The 17283-nt window shown below is 31.5% G+C and carries 15 protein-coding genes and 1 rRNA gene; 12 read left to right on the top strand and 4 right to left on the bottom strand.

Annotation, left to right across the window (positions count from 1 at the left end; genetic code table 11):
- Positions 1–35: 35 nt before the first annotated feature.
- Together E0E45_RS12640 and E0E45_RS12635 are read right to left on the bottom strand one after the other, a co-directional pair.
- On the bottom strand, positions 36–1217 hold the full coding sequence (locus E0E45_RS12640) for a MalY/PatB family protein (RefSeq protein WP_130891504.1): 1182 nt from the start codon (positions 1215–1217) through the stop codon (positions 36–38).
- A 269-nt stretch (positions 1218–1486) separates the two neighbouring features.
- Positions 1487–3229: a flavocytochrome c gene (locus E0E45_RS12635; RefSeq protein ID WP_130891503.1), complete on the bottom strand. Its 1743-nt coding sequence runs from the start codon at positions 3227–3229 to the stop codon at positions 1487–1489.
- Positions 3230–3521: 292 nt separating this feature from the next.
- Here E0E45_RS12635 and E0E45_RS12630 point away from each other — a divergent pair, with 292 nt between their 5' ends.
- The 6 genes from E0E45_RS12630 (at position 3522) to E0E45_RS12610 (ending at position 10597) form a co-directional block, all read left to right on the top strand.
- Positions 3522–5108 carry a toxin-antitoxin system YwqK family antitoxin gene (locus E0E45_RS12630; protein WP_130891502.1) on the top strand — a complete coding sequence of 529 codons (1587 nt, stop codon included), beginning with the start codon at positions 3522–3524 and terminating at the stop codon, positions 5106–5108.
- Between the two features lie 131 nt (positions 5109–5239).
- Positions 5240–6742, top strand: a complete 1503-nt coding sequence (yfcC, locus tag E0E45_RS12625) for a putative basic amino acid antiporter YfcC (RefSeq protein ID WP_130891501.1) — start codon at positions 5240–5242, stop codon at positions 6740–6742.
- Positions 6743–6953: 211 nt separating this feature from the next.
- Complete coding sequence (locus tag E0E45_RS17710) at positions 6954–7103, top strand: hypothetical protein (protein WP_172604191.1); 150 nt, start codon at positions 6954–6956, stop codon at positions 7101–7103.
- A gap of 143 nt (positions 7104–7246) precedes the next feature.
- Positions 7247–8314, top strand: a complete 1068-nt coding sequence (locus tag E0E45_RS12620; RefSeq protein ID WP_130891500.1) for a branched-chain amino acid aminotransferase — start codon at positions 7247–7249, stop codon at positions 8312–8314.
- Between the two features lie 16 nt (positions 8315–8330).
- Positions 8331–8858: a hypothetical protein gene (locus tag E0E45_RS12615; protein ID WP_130891499.1), complete on the top strand. Its 528-nt coding sequence runs from the start codon at positions 8331–8333 to the stop codon at positions 8856–8858.
- A gap of 26 nt (positions 8859–8884) precedes the next feature.
- Positions 8885–10597 carry a carbon starvation protein A gene (locus E0E45_RS12610; RefSeq protein WP_130891498.1) on the top strand — a complete coding sequence of 571 codons (1713 nt, stop codon included), beginning with the start codon at positions 8885–8887 and terminating at the stop codon, positions 10595–10597.
- 155 nt (positions 10598–10752) lie between these two features.
- Here E0E45_RS12610 and E0E45_RS12605 read toward each other — a convergent pair whose 3' ends face one another.
- Positions 10753–11247 (bottom strand): hypothetical protein, encoded by a 495-nt coding sequence (locus tag E0E45_RS12605; RefSeq protein WP_130891497.1) that lies wholly within the window; start codon positions 11245–11247, stop codon positions 10753–10755.
- Positions 11248–11382: 135 nt separating this feature from the next.
- Between E0E45_RS12605 and E0E45_RS12600 the strand changes: the two genes are divergently transcribed.
- From E0E45_RS12600 to E0E45_RS17930, 4 genes are read left to right on the top strand one after another with little or no spacing between them, the layout of a single operon-like run.
- Positions 11383–11874, top strand: coding sequence for a deoxycytidylate deaminase (locus E0E45_RS12600; protein WP_130891496.1), 492 nt, complete (start codon positions 11383–11385; stop codon positions 11872–11874).
- Between the two features lie 34 nt (positions 11875–11908).
- On the top strand, positions 11909–13276 hold the full coding sequence (locus E0E45_RS12595) for an MATE family efflux transporter (protein WP_130891495.1): 1368 nt from the start codon (positions 11909–11911) through the stop codon (positions 13274–13276).
- Positions 13277–13279: 3 nt separating this feature from the next.
- Positions 13280–13915, top strand: coding sequence for a phosphotransferase (locus tag E0E45_RS12590; RefSeq protein ID WP_232044120.1), 636 nt, complete (start codon positions 13280–13282; stop codon positions 13913–13915).
- A complete protein-coding gene (locus tag E0E45_RS17930) occupies positions 13881–14213 on the top strand; it encodes a phosphotransferase family protein (RefSeq protein WP_232044119.1) in 333 nt (110 codons plus the stop codon). The genes E0E45_RS12590 and E0E45_RS17930 overlap by 35 nt, the downstream gene beginning before the upstream one ends.
- A gap of 67 nt (positions 14214–14280) precedes the next feature.
- On the opposite strand, the gene E0E45_RS12585 is transcribed toward E0E45_RS17930, so the two are convergent.
- Positions 14281–14634, bottom strand: a complete 354-nt coding sequence (locus E0E45_RS12585) for a hypothetical protein (protein WP_130891494.1) — start codon at positions 14632–14634, stop codon at positions 14281–14283.
- Between the two features lie 118 nt (positions 14635–14752).
- Between E0E45_RS12585 and E0E45_RS12580 the strand changes: the two genes are divergently transcribed.
- Both E0E45_RS12580 and E0E45_RS12575 read left to right on the top strand, forming a co-directional pair.
- Positions 14753–15424 carry a Crp/Fnr family transcriptional regulator gene (locus tag E0E45_RS12580; protein WP_130891493.1) on the top strand — a complete coding sequence of 224 codons (672 nt, stop codon included), beginning with the start codon at positions 14753–14755 and terminating at the stop codon, positions 15422–15424.
- Positions 15425–15645: 221 nt separating this feature from the next.
- Positions 15646–17153: ribosomal RNA gene (locus E0E45_RS12575) — 16S ribosomal RNA — on the top strand.
- Positions 17154–17283 lie beyond the last annotated feature (130 nt).

Raw genomic sequence — 17283 nt, 5'->3', positions numbered from 1 at the left:
AATTTACCTCCAAAATATTTATTTATGTAGCTATCTTATACTCTTTTTAAAGCTTTATCTAATCTTTCAAGAGACTCTTTAATAACCCATGAAGGAGCAGCAAGATTGATTCTTTCATATCCTTCTCCTGATTTTCCAAATATATATCCTTCATCAAAGAATAATTTGGCTTCCTTAACCATAAATTCTTCCATTTTTTTAGGTTCCATGCCTAGAGTTCTGAAATCTATCCACTGAAGATATGTGCCTTCAATAAGAGGAGCTTTTATTTCAGGGTAATTTTTTTCAAAGAATTCTTTTACTATCTTTTGATTTTCATCTATTACAGTGATGAATTCCTCCAGCCAATTTTCAGCTTTTGTGTATGCAAGCTCACAAGCTTTATATCCTAAAATATTGAAAGGAAAACCAGATACATTATTTATTTCTTGTATGAATTTTTCTTTAACAGCAGGGTTTTTAATAATAATATTAGATATTCCCATTCCAGCTAAATTGAATGTTTTAGAGGGAGCTGTACAAGTTATTGTTCTGTCAGCTAATTCATCAGATAATGTTTGAAATATCGTATGTTTATAACCAGGCATTATGATATCATGATGTATTTCATCAGATATAACAGTTACATTATTTTTAAGAATTATCTCTTCAAGTCTTTTCAATTCTTCAACTGTCCATACTCTTCCTACTGGATTATGAGGGCTGCAGAAAAGAAAAAGTTTATTTTCTGGTTTTTTTGTGATTTTATCAAATTTTTCAAAATCCATTGTGTAATATCCGTTTGTTTCTATTAAGGGACAATCAATCAAAGTTCTTTCATTAAATTTTATTGCATTATAGAAAGGATAATAAACAGGACTCATAATTACAACCCCATCACCAGGTTTTGTAAAAGCTCTGATAGCAGCAAAGAATGCAGGGACAACTCCAGCAGTATTTACGATCCACTCAGACTTAATAGTAAAATTATGTCTTCTTTGCATCCAATTTATGATAGAGTCAGTAAATGCTTTGTATGATGAAGTATATCCCAAGACTGCTGATTTTAAATATTCTCTTAGCCCTTCTGTTATTTCAGGAGCATTTTTAAATTCCATATCTGCAACAGAGAGAGGGACTACATTTTCTTCAACATTGGGATTCATTTTATACATTTGTTCCCATTTTAGTGAACCAGTATTTTTTCTAGAAATTAAAGTATCAAAATTATATTTCATATATTCCTCCTATTATATTTTCAAATGTTTTATCTTTTTAATAGTTAAGTATCTAATCTATTTAATTAGAAATATACTCTCTTATTTTAAATTTGTCAAATTTTTTTATATTAAAGAATAAATTATATGTTTAAAATTAGAAATTATGATTTCTTTAAAATTAAAAATAAAAAAGACCAACTAAAAAATAGTAAACAAGTTCTAAAAAATTATATTAAAAAATTTTAAAACATTATTCTATTTTATAAGTTAGTCTTTTAAAGTTTTGGTTATTTAGCTGGTTTTACAGCATTTTTTATTGCAGTTCCTATACCTCTTGCAGAACTTGTGGCACCTGCTACTGAATCTATTTTATCAGTATTTTGAGTATAGATAACATCATCAGATATTTTTTCAACAGCAGAGTTGAATATTATTTCAGTGTCCTTATATTCAACAGCTTCTATTTTAGCAATTTTATTATTTTTAACAGTAACTTCTACTTTTATATTCCCTTTGTATCCTTTTCCTTCACCTACATATTTTCCATCTCTATATTTAGTTTCCTTTACAATTCTATTATCTTTGAAACTAGTAATATTATTGATAATAGTTTTATCCATAGGATTAGTTATTGATTTAGCAGCAGCTATACCAGCTCTTCTGCCAAAAACAAATGCCTGTAAAAGTCCATTGCCAGACATATAGTTAGGTCCCCCAGCACCAGAAAACCCTTCAGTTACACCACCAGCAGCATAAAGATTAGGAATTTTATCTCCATTTTCTTTTTTTACTTCTCCATCAAGAGTTATGACAAGTCCACCTTGTGTATGTCTTAAATCTCCAGTTATTTCAATAGCATAATAAGGGCCATTGAAATTTTTTGGAAGTTTAGTTCTATTGAAGACATCTTCTCCTTTTTCTATTCCTTCATTATACATTTTAATAGTTTTTCCAAGTTCTTTTTCATCTACTCTCATAGCCTTAGCAATTTCAGCTATATTCTTTCCTTCCAAAACTATTCCAGCAGAAGTATAATTTTTGAAGTTGCTAGTTTTTTCAGCATTTTCTTTATTAAATAGTATGTACGCAGCAGCATCTTTTTGATTTACAACATGGGGAGTAAGCTCAGAATATCCCATTATTTCATTAGTGAATCTTTTTCCATCTTTATTTATGAGAATACCTCCTCTTGAAAGAATAGAAAGATCCATACTGCTTTTACTTTGAAGATTGAAAACTGCATGACCTTGATAGGCATGCATATTTTTTAATTCTGCTCCTAGTTTTTGTCCCCATACTATTCCTTCTCCAGTTGCCCCAGGAGCTGTCAAAGGATAAGCATTAGCTATTTCGGGAATATATTTTTTGAGCATTTCTTCATTAGAGGCAAAACCACTAGTTGCTAAAATAACTTTAGAAGCATATATTTCAATTTCTTCTCCATTAGCTTTTTTGGCTCTAACTCCACCAACATCTTCTTTATCTGTTATCAACCCAGTTCCAGATGTAAAATTAAGCACAGTAATCTTCGGGTTTTTCTTTACTGCTTCTATAATTTTAGTGGTCATACCAGCTCCAGAACCTTCAGCTATGTGCATTCTATAATTTGATTGTCCATAATATAAAGCATTAGTAATAAGGTTAAATTTAACCCCCAGGCTTTCAAGCCACTCAATAGTTAATTTAGCTTCAGAAGCAACAGTTTCAACCATATCTTTATCTTGACTATAGTTTGCAGCTCTGAATATATCCAATTTGAAATTTTCTATAGAATCATCAATTTTAGCATCTTTTTGCTGTTTAGTTCCTGTGGCAGGAATAATTCCTGCTGACATAAGAGTAGCTCCCCCCATATATCCTGTTTTTTCTAACAAAACTACATTAGCTCCATTTTCAGCTGCAAAAAGAGCTGCAGTCATACCAGCTCCCCCACTTCCAACAATAACTACATCAGTTTTATATTCTGTATTTACAGCATATAAACTAAATGATAAAACAGATGTCATAATAATAGATAATATTTTTTTCATGTATACCCCCTCTTTATTATAATGTTGACCTTATTAAAATTATACCTTAGATATTTCTATTCTGCACCAATTTTTTCAATGAAAAGGAAAGAAAAAATAAAGTGAGTGTAACTGTTCTTTAAATTTTAAATTAATATAAAATACAAAAATATTGAACTGTTATTATGTAAAAAATTGATAAATTGTATTTAAAGTCTGTCGATTTTGAAAAATATATGAAAAAGGTTATGGAAATATAAAGGAATAAGATGGTACAATATAGTTGTAAAAATACAAGAATGGGGGAAAGTACATGAGCGAAAAAGGAAAAAATTTTTTTATAGCATTTATTGTAATATTGATTATATCAGCAATATTAGCTGGAGGAGTGTACCTTGCTCAAACAAAAATCAAAGATTTGGATATAAAATCAAAGATTGAGGCTAATATTAATGAAAGTAAAAAAAATATGGAAATAGCAGCAATTTTATCAAAAACATCCAAGAAACCAACAGTAAAAACAACAAAAGTTACAAAAACTGTTGTAACACCTCCGCTTCCAAAAGTAAAAACATTTCCAACAACTGTAAAAAGAGAACAAAAAAATGGGGTGTACAAGGAATATTATAGCAGTGGTTCTATAAAATCAGAAACTTCATATACTGATGGAAAAAAAGATGGAGAAGAAATTCTTTATGATACAAATGGAAGAATAAAGGAAAAAAGGGAATATAAATATGGAATAAGAGATGGAAAATGGAGCAGATTTTATACTAATGGACTTTTAAAAGAAGAAGTTACATACAGAGAAAATAAACCAACAGGAGAATATATATCAAAATATGAAAATGGAAATATAAAAGCAACAGGAATATATGTTAATGGAGTACTTAATGGAAAGTATGTAATATATGCTGCTAATGGGGATAAAAAAAGTGAAATAGATTATACAAATGGAAAAAAAGAGGGAATAGAGAAAATATATTTTGGAAAAAATCTTCAATATGAAATAACTTATGAAGATGGAAAAAAGAATGGAAATTATGTAAAATATTATCAAGATGGAAATATTGAAGTAAAAGGAAATTATGCAGAGGATAGAAAAGATGGATTGTGGCAGGGAATAAGTAAAAAAGGAACTCTTGCTTGGGAAGAGAATTTTCAAGGGGGAGTTCTCAATGGAACATATATAAAATATGATAAGAATGGAAATAAAATAGAGCAAGGAAACTATATAAATGGTGGTATAGATGGGACTGTAGAAATATATTATCCTAGTGGAAAAATATACAGAAGATTAAATTATGTTTCTGGAAAGAAAGAAGGAATGTTCATAACTTACTTTGAAGATGGAAAGGTATCTGTAGAAGAAACATATTCCAATGATAGGTTGGAAGGTGATTATAAAAAATACAGCAGAAAAGGAGATATAGAAACATCAGGGACATATAAGGATTCTATGAGAGTTGGAATATGGAATACTTTTGATGAAAAAGGAAAGAATGTTTCTATCTATAACTACAATGAAAATGGCAAAATGGATGGAAAACAGATATACTATACACCTACTGATTTTGATAGAAAAGATTATTTTAAAAGAGAGTCAGAATTTAAAAATGGACTTCGCCATGGAACTGTAACTGAATATTATCCAAATGGAAAATTATATAAACAGGGAAATTATCAAATGGATGAAAAAGAAGGAAGATGGGTACAGTATTCAGGGGATATTATTATATCTGAGGAAAATTATAAATCTGGAAAAAGAGATGGAGTACAAAGATTTTTTTATACAACTGGAAAGATATCAGAAGAATATATCTATGAAAATGGTAAGGAAAAAGAGTATAAACGTTATAGTCAAGAGGGGAAATTAATAAGTCAAGGAAAAAGATTTTAGTGTAAATACTCATAAAAAAACAGCAGATGAAATACCTCTTAAAAATTTTAAATATAGTTTATATCATTAAGTATTGATTTAATTAAAAACATAAAGTATAATAATAGTATTAAAAATTTGTGGAGGTAAAAATGAAAAAAAAGTTTAACATGCCAGATACGTATGTAATTATATTTTTTGTAGTCATTTTGGCTGCAATATTAACACATACGGTTCCAGTAGGAAAATTCCAAATGGAAAAAGTTACTTATATAACTGAAACTGGGGCAGAAAAAACTAGAACAGTTCCTGTAGCAGGAAGTTTTGCTTATGAATTGAATGAACAAGGAGAACCTTTAGTAAAGGGAATAAAATTCTTTGAACCAGGTGGAGAAGTTGGAGTAGCAAACTATGTATTTGAAGGGATTGTAAGTGGAGATAAATGGGGTACAGCAGTAGGGGTAATCGCATTTATTCTTATCACTGGAGGATCTTTCGGAATCATATTAAAAACTAAGGCAGTTGAATCAGGACTTTATGCTTTAATAAAGAAAACAAAAGGATCAGAATGGCTGCTTCTACCAATAGTGTTCTTTGTATTTTCACTAGGTGGAGCAGTATTTGGAATGGGAGAAGAGGCAATACCATTTGCTATGGTGCTTATTCCAATAGTAATTGGAATGGGATATGACGGAATAACTGGTATATTGATTACTTATGTTTCTACACAAATAGGATTTGGAACATCTTGGATGAATCCTTTCAGTGTTGCAATAGCGCAAGGGGTAGCAGGAATTCCTGTACTTTCAGCAGCAGGATTCAGAATGGCTATGTGGACATTCTTTACAGCCTTTGGAATATTCTATACTATTAGATATGCAAATAAAGTAAAAGCTAATCCTCAAAGCTCTATTTCATATGAAGCTGATAGATATTATAGAGAGGAATTTAAATTAGAAGACCAACAGGAAGTTGATTTTAAATTTGGACATAAATTAGTTTTATTAGTTGTACTTTTAGGAATGGCTTGGATAATATATGGGGTTGTAGTGTTTGGTTACTATCTTCCTGAAATCGCTACTCAATTTGTAATAATGGGTGTTGTAGCAGGGATAATTGGAGTAGTTTTCAAACTTAATGATATGACTGTAAATGATATAGCAACTTCATTTAGAAAAGGAGCAGAAGACTTAATTGGAGCAGCTATAGTAGTAGGGATGGCAAAAGGGATAGTTCTTGTATTAGGTGGAACAGAAGCTGGAACACCAAGTGTTCTTAATACAGTTCTTAATTGGGTTGCAAATGGACTTGGAGGATTGCCAGCAGCAGCTTCTGCTTGGGTAATGTATATATTCCAATCTGTATTTAATTTCTTTGTTGTATCAGGTTCTGGTCAAGCAGCATTGACAATGCCTATAATGGCTCCATTGTCAGATTTGGTTGGAGTTCCTAGACAGGTTGCAGTTCTTGCATTCCAATTAGGAGATGGATTTACTAATCTTATTGTTCCTACATCAGGAATCTTAATGGCTATATTAGGTATTGCTAAATTAGAATGGGGAATTTGGGCAAAATTCCAAATTAAATTCCAAGGATGGCTTTTCCTATTTGGGTCATTATTTGTTATTGGTGGAGTGTTAATGAAACTTCAATAAAAAATATTTAAATATTTATTGATAAAAAATGGAAGAAAACAGCAGAAGAGGCTAATTAACCTTAACTGCTGTTTTTTATTCTATCATTTTTGAAAAATATCTTTCAAAAAGTATGGAATAAAATATTTTTTTCAAAAAATACTTGATTTTTTTTTAATTTAGGTTTATACTCAAACCTATAAAAAAGATTTTAAAAAGAGGAGGAAAAAAGATGTTCGTGATATCAAGCATAATATTTGTCATATATATACTACTCATATGCAGAGAAAAAAATTATATACAGATATTTATGTTAGGAAGAGTTGCAACATTATTCTACAATCCTCTTGTTATAAAAGATAAATTTGTTTCATTTGATTAGATTTTAAATGGAGAATAATAATATTCTTTTATAATAATATTGTGAATATTTTAATAATGTTGATATAAACAGCCTGACAGGCTGTTTTTTTTATATAAAAATTTTAAGTTAACAGAAACCATATATTTTTAAGGGGGAAAAACATGAAAATAAGAGTAGAAAAAACGGAAAATTTAAAGGTAAAACCAGATGAAAATAAACTTGGATTTGGAAAACATTTTACTGATTACATGTTTGTTATGGATTATGATGAGGGACAAGGATGGCATGATGCAAGAGTAGTTCCCTTTGGTCCAATTTCTATGAGTCCAGCTTCTATGGTTCTTCATTATGCTCAGGAAACATTTGAAGGTTTAAAAGCATATCGTACGCCAGATGATCGTATTCTTTTATTCCGTCCAGAAATGAATGCAAAAAGGATGAGAAATTCTAACAGGAGACTTTGTATGGCAGAGGTTCCAGAAGAAATGTTTGTTGAAGCAGTAGAAACTATTGTAGCCCATGAAAAGGAATGGATTCCTCATTTAGAAGGAACATCTTTATATATTCGTCCATTTATGTTTGCTACTGAAGTTGCTGTAGGAGTACATCCTGCAATTTCATACAAGTTTATTATTATTCTTTCTCCAGTAGGAAATTATTATCCTGAAGGAGTAAACCCTATAAAAATATATGTTGAAGATGAATATGTTCGTGCAACAAAAGGAGGAACAGGATTTACAAAGTGTGGAGGAAATTACGCTTCTAGTATTGCTGCTCAAGAAAAGGCAAGAAAGCTTGGATATACTCAAGTGTTATGGCTAGATGGAGTAGAAAGAAAATATGTAGAAGAAGTTGGAACTATGAATGTAATGTTTAAAATAGATAACGAAATATATACAGCCCCTATTGATGGAACAGTTCTTCCAGGGGTAACTCGTGATTCTTGTATAACTCTTCTAAAAGAATGGGGATATAAAGTTCATGAGGAACATTTTACCATTGATTTTCTGATGGAAGCAGCAAGAGCAGGAAAACTGGAAGAAGCTTTTGGAACAGGAACAGCAGCAGTTATTTCTCCAGTAGGGGAACTGAACTACAAGGGAGAAATAGCTATGATTAATGATTTTAAAACAGGAGAACTTACTCAAAGACTTTATAATACATTGACAGATATTCAATGGGGAAAAGCAGAGGATAAATTTAACTGGACTTATGAAGTAAAAAGATAGAAATAAGGAGCATATTATGACAACAGGGGAATATTTTAATAGGATAACAGAACAATACAAGGGAACATTTGATATATATAGAGATAAGGAGATAAATGGAGAAAAATATCTGGCTTATGGTCATTTTTACTCTCATTCTGAAAAGTATGTTTTAGTGAAAGAAGTGCAGCTTTGGGAAGCTAAAAGTTATGAACATATTATTTTTATGGATGTATCTGAAATGACTATAAATGTTTTAAATAAAACTGATGAACTGCTAAAAGAGTATATGGAACCTTTTCTAGTGAGAAAAGGGGAAAAATATCCTGAGAAAAATCATATGTATACCTTCTTGACTGTTGTCATATTTACTTCTAAAAGGATTTCAGATGATATAAAAAGAAAAATAGAAAAATATAAATTTGAAAAAAATTACCTTTTTTCCATAAGAGGATACAGTTCAGGCAGAATAGCTGTTATAGATGTAGAAAATATGAAAATAACAACAAATAAAGCAGGAAAAGTTCTGAATAAACTATATGAAAGAATTTTTGAACAAAAATAATATATTAAACTAGGGGGGAAAGATTTATGAATGGAGTAATGATTTTAGTATTTTCAATTTTATGCTTTTTTATTGCATATGTAACCTATGGTTCGTGGCTGGCAAAACAATGGGATGTGGATCCTTCGAGAAAGACACCTTCGCATGAATTTAATGATGGAATCGATTACATACCAGCAAAAGCGCCAGTTCTTTTAGGACATCATTTTGCTTCTATAGCAGGAGCAGGCCCAATCAATGGACCTATTCAAGCAGCAGTATTTGGATGGGTGCCAGTATTACTGTGGATAATTATTGGAGGAATATTTTTTGGAGCAGTGCAGGATTTCTCTTCAATTATAGTTTCAATAAGACATAAAGGGAAATCTTTAGGAGAGGTTATTGAAGAAAATATAGGATATAGATGCAAAATACTTTTTACTATTTTTTCATGGCTTGTACTTCTTTTAGTAGTTGCAGCATTTTCAGATATTGTTGCCTCTACATTTCAAGGATATATAATTGCAGATGATGGAACAAAAATATATAATTCAGCAAATGGTTCAGTAGCAACAGCCTCTATGCTTTTCATACCATTGTCAGTGGTATTTGGCTTTCTTGTACATAGAAAGAATGCCCCTCTTGCAGTATCATCAATAGCAGGAGTAGGACTTTTAGTAGTATGTATAGCTGTTGGATTAAAATATCCAATCTATTTAAGTAAAACTTTCTGGTTAGGAATGGTATTTGTATATATTTTTATTGCCTCTGTGACACCAGTGTGGATTCTTTTGCAGCCTAGAGATTATCTTAATAGTTTTCTTTTATATTTTATGATAATAGCAGCAGTTATTGGGATTGTAGGAAGCAATCCTACTGTAAATCTTCCAGCTTTTACAGGATGGACAAGTAGCTTTAATGGACAGGTTATGTTTCCCTACTTATTTATTACAGTAGCATGTGGGGCTATTTCAGGCTTTCATAGTTTGATAGGCTCAGGAACTACATCTAAACAATTAGATAATGAAAAAGATGCAAAACTTATTGGATATGGAGCTATGCTTATAGAGTGTGGGCTTGCAGTTGTAGCTCTTATAGCAGTAGGAGCATTATTTACAAATAATGAAATGCCTAAAGGAACACCAGCAGTAGTTTTTGCTTCTGCTATATCAGGGTTTTTCAAAACCTTGGGAATGGGAGAAATAGCAGTAAGTACTACTTTTACAGTTATTTCACTTGCAATATCTGCTTTTGCTCTTACCTCTTTAGATACTGCCACAAGACTTGGAAGATTTATGTTTCAGGAATTATTTGCTGCTAAGGCAGGAGAAGAAGCAGGAAGTATCAGAAAATCTCTTGGAAATATGTATGTAGGAACTTTTGTAACAGTTCTTTTAGGAGGAGTGTTATGTCTTGGAGGATATAAGAATATTTGGCCTCTATTTGGAGCTTGTAATCAATTAGTTGCAGTTCCTTGTTTTCTTGGAGTTTCTGTATGGCTTTCCAAAAAAGGAAAAAATAATAAGATGCTTTTTATCCCAATGGTATTTATGCTTGTAGCAACAATGAGCTCTTTGTTGATTTCATTTAAATCAAATGTGCTTATACTTATGAGTGGAAGAGGAAGCCTTGCAGTACATGGACTTCAATGCGCTATTATTATTCCTATATTTGCTCTTGCATTTATTTTAGTTATTGAGGGTGGAAAAGTATTGTGGGAAAACAGAAGAAAAAAGAATATTGTAAAAATGGAGGCTTAATATTTTAAAAGATGATAGAATGGAAAAGTTTTGTTGTAGCAGTTGTACAATATTTAAAAGTATAGAAATTTTTCTTTAACTATAAAAATAATGTAAAGAATTTAATAAAAAAAGCTGACTAGAGAATATTATAATTTTCAGTCAGCTTTTTGATTTTATTCTTTTGTAGCATCTACATATTCAATAATCAGATTGGAATCTATCATTTTTCCAAGATCATCTACAGTGTCAACACCTTTGTAATAAACTGAAGTAGAAATATTAGGGACAAATTTTAATGAATTACCTCTTAAGTTAAGTCCATTAAATTTTTGATCAATAGGATTTTTTGAAATAGGTTTTCCCATTTTTTGTACAAGATCATCATATATTTGTTTTATTTCATTTCTGCCAACATTTTCTTTATTAAAAAGGACTTCTATTTTAAAAAGTCTTCCATTAGTAAAATAGAAAGTATACTTGCTGACATTATCATTTGGTTTTTCAAAAGTGTATATCTTCATATCTGGATAGAGAGAGGGTTCTTCTCTTAATTTAGGGAATATAAGATCAAGATTGCTCTTGCTGTCACCCCAATTTACTTCATTAAAATCAATAATTCCAAAAGCCAGACTGTATAAACATAGAAATAAAAATATTATTTTTTTCATAAATAGCCTCCTAGTAATGTACTTATAGGTTATTTTACTTTAAATTTTCAGATATAACAAATAAAATTTTGAAAAAATTAAGACAGTTGTGATATATTGGTATATATGATAAAAAATATTTTTAAGGAGAAGATTATGAAGAGAGAAGATTATATAGAATGGGATGAATATTTTATGGGAGTAGCTCTTCTTTCAGCAAAAAGGAGTAAAGACCCTAATACTCAAGTTGGAGCTTGTATTGTGAATGAAGAGAGGAGAATAATTGGTGTAGGATATAATGGGCTTCCTAAAGGATGTAGTGATGATGAATTTCCTTGGGAGAGAGAGGGGGAGTTTCTTGATACAAAGTATCCTTTTGTATGTCATGCAGAATTAAATGCAATATTGAACAGTACAAAAACATTGAAAAATTGCACACTGTATGTAGCACTTTTCCCTTGTCACGAATGCAGTAAAGCAATTATACAAAGTGGAATAAAAGAACTTGTTTATCTTTCAGATAAATATTGTGGAACAAAATCTGATATGGCATCAAAAAGAATGTTGGATGCAGCAGGGGTGAAATACAGAAAACTTGAATCAAAATTAGAAAAGCTGGAATTATCATTTAAATCTTCAGATTACTAAAAATAATATAAAGAACCAAAATGGGGGAGAACAAATGGAACAAATGAAAAAAAATGATCTTGGGAAGGATAGCATAGGAAAATTAATAATTAATTTGACCATCCCAGCGATTACAGCTCAATTGATAAATGCTTTATACAATATAGTAGATAGAATATATATTGGAAGGATACCAGAAGTTGGAGGAGCAGCTCTTACAGGAGTAGGAGTAACATTCCCAATAGTAATGCTTATATCTGCTTTTGGAGCTCTTTTAGGAATGGGGGGAGCACCAAAGGCTGCTATAAAGATGGGAGAAAAAGACAATGATTCAGCAGAGGAAATACTAGGAAACTGTTTTTCTGGGATGATAGTAATGGCAATAATTCTTACTGTTTTCTTTTTAGTATTTCAAAAGCCTCTTTTAATGATGTTTGGTGCAAGTGACAGAACAGTTATATATGGACTTAAATATCTTAATATTTATGTATGTGGAACAATTTTTGTTCAGGCTACATTAGTTCTTAATAGCTTTATAACTGCTCAAGGATTTGCAAGAACTGGTATGCTTACAGTTCTTATAGGAGCAATATTGAATATAGTTCTTGATCCGATTTTAATCTTTTATTTTAAAATGGGTGTACAAGGAGCAGCAATTGCAACTGTTGTGTCACAAGCTGTATCTGCAATATGGGTAACAAAGTTTTTAACAGGAAAAAATACAAAAATAAAGATAAAGAAAGAATATTTTAAAATGAAAAAATCAGTGATAGTCCCTATAATAGGACTTGGACTTTCACCTTTTGTAATGCAGAGTACAAATAGTGTGGTAAATGTAGTGCTTAATTCATCACTTCAAAAGTTTGGAGGAGATTTGGGAGTAGGAGCTATGACTATATGTGGAAGTGTTATTCAGGTACTTCAAATGCCAGTTTTTGGACTTGCACAGGGAGTTCAGCCAATAGTAAGCTATAACTATGGAGCTAGAAATATAGACAGAGTAAAAAAAGCATACAAAATACTTCTGTTTATGAGTATGGGATATTGTGCTGTAGCATGGCTTATAGAAATTTTATTCCCAGCCATGTTTGTAACTATGTTTACAGAAGATCAGGAACTTATAAAATTTACTGTATGGGCATTGAATATATATGGAGCAGGACTTTTTATGATGGGAGTTCAGGTACCATGTCAGCAGACATTTGTTGCTTTGGGAGAAGCGAAAGTTTCTCTTATACTTTCATTACTGAAAAAAATAATACTTTTAGTGCCATTTGCTTTAATATTTCCATTGTTCTTTGAAAATAAAGTATTTGCAGTATTCTTGGCAGAACCAGTGGCAGGGATACTGGCAGCTTCAATAACCGCTACAGTATTTAGTATAAGATTTCCTAAACTTTTGAAAAGAAGAGCAATAGGATAAGATATGGAGAATAAATGGGAAAGATTTATAGAAATAGAAAAACTAAATATAGAAGAAATAATAAATATTATGAGAAAAGTGAATAATAGTATAAAGATAGTTGATTATAAATTAATATCTAGAGGGCAAAGGAACACTAACTATAGGGTTAATACTTTACAAAGAAAATTTTTTTTAAGAATATGTGCTGATAAAAATTTAAGTAAGAATGAAGAAGTTGCCTTTGAAATATTAAAAGAAAAAATTTCAGTACCAAAACTTGTTTTAGCTTTTAATCAATTAATAAAAAATAAGGAAAAAAGGATAATAATATATGAATATGTAGATTCTATATCTGGAGATGAATATTTAGAGAAAAATAACAGTTTTTCTGAAAAATTGTTGAAGGATACAGCCTTTATTTTATCTGAACTACATAATATAAAAACCTTAAATCAGCAGGAAATAAATTCAGTTCCAAATTTAAAAGAATGCTTTGAATTATTAATAAAAAATCCTATTCTTAAAAAGAGAATGGGAATGGATTTAATGAAAAGGTTAAATACAGTAACAATAAAATATAAAAAAGAGATAGATAAAAAAAGAGAGAATTTCCTCATTCATTGTGATTTTAAAACTTCTAATCTTTATAATAGATAAAGATGAAAAAATATATATTACAGATTGGGAATATTTAGGATATGGAAACAGATATTTTGATATTGGGTTATTTTTTAGATATGAAAATTTTTTTACAAAAAAAGATAGAGAAATATTTTGTAAAAGATATAATGAAAATATAAAGATTCAACTTGATAAAAATTGGATAGAGATAGGAACTTTGTGTAATATTGTAAGTTTGATGGAAATGTTGAGCAGAGAAGAAGAAGCCCCTAAAAAAAATAATGATATAAAAGAATTGATAGAAAAAGAAATAGATTTTTTAGTTGAAAAATAAAAAAGACTGATCTTACAAAGTGAGAATAAAATTATTCAAACTTTAGAGATCAGCCTGTTTTTTATTATTATTTTTTCTTTTTGAAAAGATCTTTAAATGATCTTTTAGGAGTTACATCTTTCATTTCTTCTTGCTGTTTTCTGTAATTTGACCAATTAGGATCATTTTTCATATTTTTCTTAAGCTGACTCATATATTTATAAGTTGCTTTTGTGTCATTGTATTTTTTGACTACATTGTACTTAATATCTTTTAAAGTAGTAACAAAACCAACAGCTACATCTTTAACATCATGGATGATTTTTTTATCAAAAGTGTATTTGTATATATTTCCACAATGTGGACATTTATATTTAGCTGTTTTATCTGATATCTTCATTTTTTTCTGACACGAAGGACAGACAATAACAATTTTTTTCATAATATCTCCCTATAATTAATTTATTTGATGTAGTAATTTTAACAGAGAAATATAATGTTTTCAAGTTTAAATATGATAAGATAAAAATAATAAGTATGTATAGATGATAGGAGGCATAATGGATTTAAATATAATAAAAAAATTAAAAAATACAGAATTATTTTGTGATATAGAAGAAAAAGATATAGAAAAATATTTTAATGGAATAAAATATGAAATTAAAAAGTACTCTCAGGATGAAAATATAGCATTCAGAGGAGATGAGGTAAAAGGATTGTATATTAATTTAGAAGGAAAGGCTGCTACAGAGATGCTAAAAGAAAGTGGAGAAGTAAAAAGAATAGAAGAGATAGAAAGTTTTTCTCTTTTAGCTACAGCATTTATCTTTGGAGATAAAAATAGATTTCCTGTAGATCTAAATGCAACTACTCCTACATCTATATTTTATATAGAAAAAAATGAACTTATACAATTGTTGAAAAAAGATGATAGATTATTAAAAAAATTTTTAGATGGAATAAGTTGTAAAGCACAGTTCCTATCTAATCACCTTTGGAATAATTTTACTAATAAAACTATTGGAGAAAAATTCAGCCAATATATTTTAGAAAATCAAAAAAATGGTTTTTTCCAAATGAAAATATCTGTAAAAGATTTAGCAGAATATTTTGATGTAAGTCGTCCATCTCTTTCTAGAGTAATAAAAAATTTTTTAGAAGAAAATATTTTAGAAAAAATTGAGAAGGGAAAGTATAAAATAATTGATATAGATAGATTGAGAGCTCAATAAAATAAAGGGATTTTTAATGCAGAAAAAATATTTTTAAAATATTTTAAAAAAATTGTTGACGAGAAGTATTAATTATGGTATTATAATCCTTGTCCACGAGAAAAGGGGACAGAAAAGAAAAACAATAAAAAAGGACATTAACAACAGAATAGAGAGAGAAGAAAAAATCAACAAACAATAAATAGGTGTAAACAATCAGTTAAAAAACTGAGTAAATAGATTGAACGAAGAGTTTGATCCTGGCTCAGGATGAACGCTGACAGAATGCTTAACACATGCAAGTCTACTTGATCCTTCGGGTGAAGGTGGCGGACGGGTGAGTAACGCGTAAAGAACTTGCCTTACAGACTGGGACAACATTTGGAAACGAATGCTAATACCGGATATTATGATTGGGTCGCATGATCTGATTATGAAAGCTATATGCGCTGTGAGAGAGCTTTGCGTCCCATTAGTTAGTTGGTGAGGTAACGGCTCACCAAGACGATGATGGGTAGCCGGCCTGAGAGGGTGAACGGCCACAAGGGGACTGAGACACGGCCCTTACTCCTACGGGAGGCAGCAGTGGGGAATATTGGACAATGGACCAAAAGTCTGATCCAGCAATTCTGTGTGCACGAAGAAGTTTTTCGGAATGTAAAGTGCTTTCAGTTGGGAAGAAGTCAGTGACGGTACCAACAGAAGAAGCGACGGCTAAATACGTGCCAGCAGCCGCGGTAATACGTATGTCGCAAGCGTTATCCGGATTTATTGGGCGTAAAGCGCGTCTAGGCGGCTTAGTAAGTCTGATGTGAAAATGCGGGGCTCAACCCCGTATTGCGTTGGAAACTGCTAAACTAGAGTACTGGAGAGGTAGGCGGAACTACAAGTGTAGAGGTGAAATTCGTAGATATTTGTAGGAATGCCGATGGGGAAGCCAGCCTACTGGACAGATACTGACGCTAAAGCGCGAAAGCGTGGGTAGCAAACAGGATTAGATACCCTGGTAGTCCACGCCGTAAACGATGATTACTAGGTGTTGGGGGTCGAACCTCAGCGCCCAAGCTAACGCGATAAGTAATCCGCCTGGGGAGTACGTACGCAAGTATGAAACTCAAAGGAATTGACGGGGACCCGCACAAGCGGTGGAGCATGTGGTTTAATTCGACGCAACGCGAGGAACCTTACCAGCGTTTGACATCCCAAGAAGTTAACAGAGATGTTTTCGTGCCTCTTCGGAGGAACTTGGTGACAGGTGGTGCATGGCTGTCGTCAGCTCGTGTCGTGAGATGTTGGGTTAAGTCCCGCAACGAGCGCAACCCCTTTCGTATGTTACCATCATTAAGTTGGGGACTCATGCGAGACTGCCTGCGATGAGCAGGAGGAAGGTGGGGATGACGTCAAGTCATCATGCCCCTTATACGCTGGGCTACACACGTGCTACAATGGGTAGTACAGAGAGCTGCAAACCTGCGAGGGTAAGCTAATCTCATAAAACTATTCTTAGTTCGGATTGTACTCTGCAACTCGAGTACATGAAGTTGGAATCGCTAGTAATCGCAAATCAGCTATGTTGCGGTGAATACGTTCTCGGGTCTTGTACACACCGCCCGTCACACCACGAGAGTTGGTTGCACCTGAAGTAACAGGCCTAACCGTAAGGAGGGATGTTCCGAGGGTGTGATTAGCGATTGGGGTGAAGTCGTAACAAGGTATCCGTACGGGAACGTGCGGATGGATCACCTCCTTTCTAAGGAGATCATTTCTCTTTCTCTATTCTATTGATAATGTTCTTGCAGCGTATTAAGCGCTGGATAACTTATCAAATGGACATTGGAAACTATATAGTAGATAAAATACAATTTTAACTCTTGTTTATA

This window comes from Fusobacterium ulcerans ATCC 49185, assembly GCF_900683735.1.
Classification (GTDB): domain Bacteria; phylum Fusobacteriota; class Fusobacteriia; order Fusobacteriales; family Fusobacteriaceae; genus Fusobacterium_A; species Fusobacterium_A ulcerans_A.
The sequence above is the reverse complement of the archived record's forward strand: the minus strand, read 5'-3'. Positions and strand labels throughout refer to the sequence as shown.